Raw genomic sequence first — 5,783 nt, forward strand, 5'->3', positions numbered from 1 at the left:
GATCATCCCCGTGGGCGCCAAGAGCTTCCGCGAATCGGTGCGCTATGGCGCCGAGGTGTTCCATGCGCTCAAGAAGATCCTGGGCGACCGCGGCATCAGCACGGCGGTCGGCGACGAAGGCGGCTTCGCACCCAGCGTCGAAAGCCATGAAGCGGCGATCCAGCTGATCCTCGAAGCCATCGACAAGGCCGGTTATGTGGCGGGCGAGCAGATCGCCCTGGGCCTCGACTGCGCCGCCAGCGAGTTCTACAAGGACGGCAAGTACGTGCTGGCCGGCGAAAACCTGAGCCTCAGCGCCGAGAGCTGGACCGACATGCTGGCGAGCTGGGTCGACAAGTACCCGATCATCAGCATCGAGGACGGCATGCACGAAGGCGACTGGGACGGCTGGAAGCACCTCACCGAACGCCTGGGCAAGCGCGTGCAGCTGGTGGGCGACGACCTGTTCGTCACCAACACCAAGATCCTGCAGGAAGGCATCGACCGCGGCATCGCCAACTCGATCCTGATCAAGATCAACCAGATCGGCACCCTGACCGAGACCTTCGCCGCGATCGAGATGGCCAAGCGCGCGGGCTACACCGCCGTGATCAGCCATCGTTCGGGCGAGACCGAGGACTCGACCATCGCCGACATCGCGGTCGGCACCAACGCCGGCCAGATCAAGACCGGCTCGCTGTCGCGCTCGGACCGCATCGCCAAGTACAACCAGCTGCTGCGCATCGAGGAAGACCTCGGTGATGTCGCTTCCTACCCCGGCCGCGGCGCCTTCTACAACCTGAGATGACGTTCACCCCCAGGTTGGCCCACTTCGTGTGGCCGCCCACCCCCTCTCCGGGGGCAACACCAGCGGCCCGGCGAAGCCGGTTCCGCGGTGTTCCTGGCGAAGGCCGGGCGTCGCCGACCTGAGAATTCCGTCTTAGTTGTTTATGCGCTCACGCATCGTCCCGATCATCCTGGTCCTGCTGCTGCTGATTCTTCAGTGGCAGCTCTGGACCGGGCGCGGCAGCGTGCGCGACGTGGCGCAGCTCCAGGACAAGCTGGCCGACCAGAAGGAATCCAACGCCAAGGCGGCGATCAACAACGAGCGGCTGTCCTCCGAGGTCAACGATCTCAAGGAAGGACTCGAGATGGTCGAGGAACGGGCCCGCCAGGAGCTAGGCATGGTCAAGCCCAACGAAGTGTTCGTCCAGATCACGCGCTGACGGGCGCCTCGGCATGTCGCCCGCCCTTCCCGCCGGCTGCACGATTGCCTTGCTCGGCGCCGAACGCACCGGCAAGACGGAACTGGCGCGCGCGCTCGCGGCACGGCTGCAGGACCACGGCGTGACGGTGGCCGATGGCACGGCCCTCGACGAGGCCGTTTCGCACGAACTTCTCACCGGGGACCGCTCGCTCTACGCAGGGGCGCTGGCGGCACAGCGCCGATACGCGTGCACCCTGCTCATGGGTCTCGACCTTTCGTTGCCGGCCGAGTTCGGACCCGAGTCTTCGCTACGGCGGGAGCGCACCGACGCCCTGCTGCGCGCGGCGCTCATCGCCGCGCAACTCCCCTTCGCCGTCATCCACGGCCGCGGCAGCGAGCGCCTGGCCAATGCCTGCAACGCGATCGGCGCCGGCGATGCCGGCGGCGGCCGAAGCGTCGCGCCCTGGAGCTGCGACAAGTGCTCCGACCCGGCGTGCGAACATCGGCTCTTCACCGCTCTCCTCGGCCGGCGCCGCGAAGCCGGCACCGCTGCATGACCCACGCCTGCCTGCGCATCGCCTTCTGCGCTTCCGTCCTCTGGCTCGGCGCCGGCGCGACCGCCGCGCCCGCCACCGTCACGGTCGAGAACAAGACCCGGCCGACCGCCTGCGCCGAGGAAGACAACGTGTCGCTGGCATTGAGCGGCCGCGGCATCGCGCGCTTTCGCGTCGAAGCGCTGCAACCGCCCTACCTGGCCGGCATCGGAGCCGACACCACCGCGCCCGATTTCTCCAACTGCAACTTCGACGGCGGCGCCCATCCCACCGATCCGAGCTACGCCTTCAAGCCGCGTCGCGTGGTGCTCCATGACGGCAGCCGATGGATGATCGTCGGCATCACGCTGCCCACCTTCTGGCGCCCTCACCGAGTGCCGGTGCGCGTGGGCCAGCGGTCGGAGGACGACATCCACCTGCTGCAGGTCTTCGCCAAGAAGCCCGGCGCCAAGCCGCTGGAGGCGATCGTGATGTACCCGGCCGACGGCTACTGGCGCCTCAAGCCGCTGCCCCTGGCCCGCTTCGGCGACGGCGTCTACGGCTCGTCCTTCCTGATGGGGCCGGTCGAGACGGACGGGCGGCCGGTGGTGAACATCGCCTCGATCGAGGTCAGGACCCAGCCGCTCGCCTTCCGCCTGCGCTTCGTCGGCGGCGGGCGGGCGGACGTGAAAGTCGCGGAGATCAGCCGGACGCGCACCGCGCTCGATGTGGCCCTTGCGCCGCCAACCCGCCACGACCAGCCCTTCGCAGTGCTGCGCTCGATGTACGTGACGGCCGACAACGCCGACGTCAGCGCGCTGAGCTGGCAGGCCACGCCCTCCTCGGCCATGCAGACGCAGGATCTGCCCTCGGTCTCCACGCTCGAGGCGGCGCAGGTCCGCTTCGGCCGCACGATGCCGTCGCGCCACAACACGAGCGCGCCGGACATCCGGTTCAGCGGCTTCGAGACGGCGGGTTCCGGGCCATAGGCGCCAGCCCTCGTTGCTCAGAGCTTGTAGCCGAACTGGCGCAGCATCTTCTTGCGTGCTTGGACGTCGGACTCGGTTTCGATGCCCTTGCTCTTGACGCCATCGACAACGCCGAGAATCCCACGCCCGCTTCCCGTGTCCGCCACGATGACTTCCACCGGATTGCCGGTCGCGCAGTAGATGGCGCATACCTCGGGCACTGCCTTGATGGCGTTCAGGATGTTGACCGGGAATCCATCGGTCATGAAGACGATGAAGCAATGGCCGCAACTCAGCGCCAGGGCGTTCTTCTGGGCCAGCGCGACGAGTTCCGCATCGTTGCCGGTCCGACGCACCAGGGCGGGCCCGCTGGCCTCGCAGAATGCAATGCCGAACTTCATCTGAGGCACGGTCTGCACGATCGCCTCGTGCAAGTCTTCGATCGTCTTGATGAAGTGCGACTGGCCGAGGATGACGTTGAGATCGGCCGGCTTGTCGATCGGGACGGTAGTCAGTTCCATGGCAGTCTCCTTGACGTTGCGACCCCTGCCGGGGGTCTGGCAAGCGCGGGTCAATCCGGACTGCGCGCCTGCTCTTCGATCTCGTCGCGCGCATCTCCCAGCGTGAGATACGCACGAACCAGCGCCACGCGAATGACGTCCTGGTGAGTGGGCGCATCGAAGCTGCGATCGCTGCTCAGCGAATTGGCGGACACGGCCGCGGCGACGAGCTGCACGGCTTGCGCAAAGCGTGCGTCGTCGATTCGGGATCTTTCGCCCATGGCGTCCTCCGGTGGAAGGCCTCACGCTCGTCGCAGGGCGCTGGGCGCCAGCGCGTACCCGGAAAGGCCGTTGGAGTGGGATGTCACTGCAGCTTGATGTCGCCGTCGAACTTGACCTTGAGACCCAGTTGCGGGATCTCCAGGGTCATGGTGGCGGCAAGGGTCTCGGCAACGGCGCCGGCGGCGACGGCCTTCGCCACCGCCTGCTCGATGTCGCGTTGCGAGTTGACGCCGACCATCTTGAGAAACTTCCGAATGCTGAGGTTGAGTGTCTCGTCGTCCATCGGGGCCTCCTGGTCTACGTCGCTCATGTTGTCATCGACTGGGCGCTTCGGCAAGCCGCCTAGCCGAGCGGCGATACGCCAGTCAGCCACACGTGAGCCCGGAACAGGAACACCACGTACACCACGAGGCCGCCGACGAGCGCCACCACATCATTCAGCGCACCCGGCGGGGCTCCCGGCACGCGGTGCGGCACGGCACGGCGCTTGACGGAAATCCGGTCGGCCACGGCCCAGACGAGGAAGGCGCCGAACAGCAGCACGTCGGCCAGCGTGCCATTGGCCAGCAGGTGCGCCACCGCCCAGAATTTCACGGCGAGCAGCATGGGGTGCCTGGCCGCTCGCTGTATGCGCCCGGGGAGGTAGGCCGCAAACAGCAGTGGAAACACCGGCAGCATCAGCAGCAGCGCGACATGCCGCAGCGCGGGTGGCGGCGTGTAGAGGACCACAGGGGACTGGCGGGCGACGCCGTAGCCATGGATGAGCACGATCAGCCCGACGAGCGAAACCAGGGCGTAGATGCCTTTCCAGAGCCGCTCGCCACGTCGTTCGACCTGCGCATCGCGCCAGGCCGGGGCGACGATCGACACCGAATGAATGCCGAAAAACAGGATGAGGCCAACGACAAGAAGAGACATGAGAGCTTCTCCGAGCGGCGCTGCTGGCCGCAGTGGTCGTCGAACGATGGGCGATGGAACTGGGCAGGACCAAGCGGTGCTGCCCTGCACCCGCATTCTGTCTCACCGAAGCGTGGGTCGCCAGCCATCCGCCGACTGGCGCACGCGCCTCTGGGTGGCGCCCCCTACTGAACCACCGCGCTCCCGGGCATCTGGTCGCCCGGTGCGGTGAAGATCTGGGCCGCATCGACCGCATCGAAGCGGTACTGCTTGCCGCAGAAGTCGCAGCCGACCTCGATGTCGCCGCGCTCGGCGAGGATGCTCTCGGCCTCCTCCATGCCAAGCCCGCGGATCATGTTCGCGACCCGGCTGCGGCCGCAGGTGCAGGCGAAATGCGGCCCCAGCAAGCCGGCCTGCGGCTCGAAGCGCAGCAGCTTCTCTTCCCAGAACAGGCGCCGCAGGATGGTGTCGACGTCGAGCGTCAGCAATTCGTCCCTGGTCAGGCTCGAGGCCAGGATCGAGATGCGGTTGTAGTCCTCGTTGCGGCCGATCTGGTCTTCGTTGGCCTGGTCGTGGTCGCTGCCGGAGGTGCCCTCGAGGTTGGCCTCGCCCTTGACCGGCAGACGCTGGATCAGCAGCCCCGCGGCCACCTTGTCGTCGGCCGCCAGCACCAGCGTGGTGTCGAGCTGCTCGCTTTGCAGCATGTAGTGCTGCAGCACCTCGCTCAGGCGCCCGAGCTTCTCGCCGCGGTCGCCGAACAGCGGCACCACACCCTGGTACGGCTGCTGGCCCGGCAGCTTGTCCTTGGGGTCGAGCGTGATCGCGCAGCGGCCCTTGTTGCTCACGTTCACCATCTCGGGCAGGCGCGCATCGGCGGGCAGCTCGCCCACCACCTTGGCGGTGGCGCGCACGCTCAGGTCGGGCTTGGCTTCGGCGACCGCGACCTTGACCGGCCCATCACCGAAGATCTGCAGGATCAGCGCGCCATTGAACTTGATGTTGGCCTGCATCAGCGTGGCGGCGGCCGTCATCTCGCCCAGCAGCTCGGCCACCGGGGCCGGATAGGCGCCCGTGGCGCTGTTGGACGCGCGCCGCGCCAGGATCTCCTGCCAGGCATCGGTCAGGCGCACGATCATGCCGCGCACCGGCATGCCGTCGAACAGGAACTTGTGCAACTCGCTCAATGGGAACTCGCTCTCCCGCCCTTTCAGGCGATCTTCTTGAGGCCCTTCGCGAAGCGACGGCCGTTTTCAACATAGTGCTCGGCGCTCTGCCGCAGCCTGGCGGCGGCCGCATCGTCGAGCGTGCGCACCACCTTGGCGGGCGAGCCGATGATCAGCGAGTTGTCCGGAAATTCCTTGCCCTCGGTGACGACGCTGCCGGCGCCAACGATCGAGTTGCGGCCGATCCTGGCGTT

General features: G+C 67.3%; 10 protein-coding genes. 4 read left to right on the forward strand and 6 right to left on the reverse strand.

The window, feature by feature from the left end; all coding sequences use genetic code 11:
* From eno to AC1D2K_RS28545, 4 genes are all read left to right on the forward strand, one after another.
* Window positions 1–787: phosphopyruvate hydratase (gene eno, locus AC1D2K_RS28530; protein WP_478092982.1), on the forward strand; the 787-nt coding region annotated here is incomplete at its 5' end.
* A gap of 142 nt (window positions 788–929) precedes the next feature.
* Complete coding sequence (gene ftsB, locus AC1D2K_RS28535; protein WP_478092984.1) at window positions 930–1,205, forward strand: cell division protein FtsB; 276 nt, start codon at window positions 930–932, stop codon at window positions 1,203–1,205.
* Window positions 1,206–1,218: 13 nt separating this feature from the next.
* Complete coding sequence (locus AC1D2K_RS28540; protein WP_478092986.1) at window positions 1,219–1,743, forward strand: ATPase; 525 nt, start codon at window positions 1,219–1,221, stop codon at window positions 1,741–1,743.
* Window positions 1,740–2,708 carry a hypothetical protein gene (locus tag AC1D2K_RS28545; RefSeq protein ID WP_478092989.1) on the forward strand — a complete coding sequence of 323 codons (969 nt, stop codon included), beginning with the start codon at window positions 1,740–1,742 and terminating at the stop codon, window positions 2,706–2,708. Before AC1D2K_RS28540 ends, AC1D2K_RS28545 begins: the two co-directional genes overlap by 4 nt.
* A gap of 17 nt (window positions 2,709–2,725) precedes the next feature.
* On the opposite strand, the gene AC1D2K_RS28550 is transcribed toward AC1D2K_RS28545, so the two are convergent.
* From AC1D2K_RS28550 to AC1D2K_RS28575, 6 genes are all read right to left on the reverse strand, one after another.
* On the reverse strand, window positions 2,726–3,208 hold the full coding sequence (locus AC1D2K_RS28550) for an adenosine-specific kinase (RefSeq protein ID WP_478092991.1): 483 nt from the start codon (window positions 3,206–3,208) through the stop codon (window positions 2,726–2,728).
* A gap of 50 nt (window positions 3,209–3,258) precedes the next feature.
* Entirely contained in the window at window positions 3,259–3,468 is a 210-nt protein-coding gene (locus tag AC1D2K_RS28555; RefSeq protein WP_478092993.1) for a hypothetical protein, read from the reverse strand.
* A gap of 83 nt (window positions 3,469–3,551) precedes the next feature.
* Window positions 3,552–3,752, reverse strand: coding sequence for a DUF6494 family protein (locus AC1D2K_RS28560; protein ID WP_478093002.1), 201 nt, complete (start codon window positions 3,750–3,752; stop codon window positions 3,552–3,554).
* 59 nt (window positions 3,753–3,811) lie between these two features.
* Complete coding sequence (locus AC1D2K_RS28565; protein WP_478092996.1) at window positions 3,812–4,387, reverse strand: NnrU family protein; 576 nt, start codon at window positions 4,385–4,387, stop codon at window positions 3,812–3,814.
* Between the two features lie 164 nt (window positions 4,388–4,551).
* Window positions 4,552–5,550, reverse strand: coding sequence for an Hsp33 family molecular chaperone HslO (hslO, locus tag AC1D2K_RS28570; RefSeq protein ID WP_478092998.1), 999 nt, complete (start codon window positions 5,548–5,550; stop codon window positions 4,552–4,554).
* Between the two features lie 23 nt (window positions 5,551–5,573).
* The coding region (locus AC1D2K_RS28575; RefSeq protein ID WP_478093000.1) for a gamma carbonic anhydrase family protein at window positions 5,574–5,783 on the reverse strand (210 nt) is incomplete at its 5' end.

It is taken from the genome of Variovorax sp. P1_H12_2, from assembly GCF_056405335.1.

What these genes read in the sequence shown, in the direction of transcription:
- AC1D2K_RS28545 (WP_478092989.1), top strand. Translation starts at nt 1,740, where the DNA reads ATGACCCACGCCTGCCTGCGCATCGCCTTCTGCGCTTCCGTCCTCTGG.
- AC1D2K_RS28540 (WP_478092986.1), top strand. Translation starts at nt 1,219, where the DNA reads ATGTCGCCCGCCCTTCCCGCCGGCTGCACGATTGCCTTGCTCGGCGCC.
- AC1D2K_RS28565 (WP_478092996.1), bottom strand. Translation starts at nt 4,387, where the DNA reads ATGTCTCTTCTTGTCGTTGGCCTCATCCTGTTTTTCGGCATTCATTCG.
- AC1D2K_RS28555 (WP_478092993.1), bottom strand. Translation starts at nt 3,468, where the DNA reads ATGGGCGAAAGATCCCGAATCGACGACGCACGCTTTGCGCAAGCCGTG.
- AC1D2K_RS28560 (WP_478093002.1), bottom strand. Translation starts at nt 3,752, where the DNA reads ATGGACGACGAGACACTCAACCTCAGCATTCGGAAGTTTCTCAAGATG.
- AC1D2K_RS28550 (WP_478092991.1), bottom strand. Translation starts at nt 3,208, where the DNA reads ATGGAACTGACTACCGTCCCGATCGACAAGCCGGCCGATCTCAACGTC.
- ftsB (WP_478092984.1), top strand. Translation starts at nt 930, where the DNA reads ATGCGCTCACGCATCGTCCCGATCATCCTGGTCCTGCTGCTGCTGATT.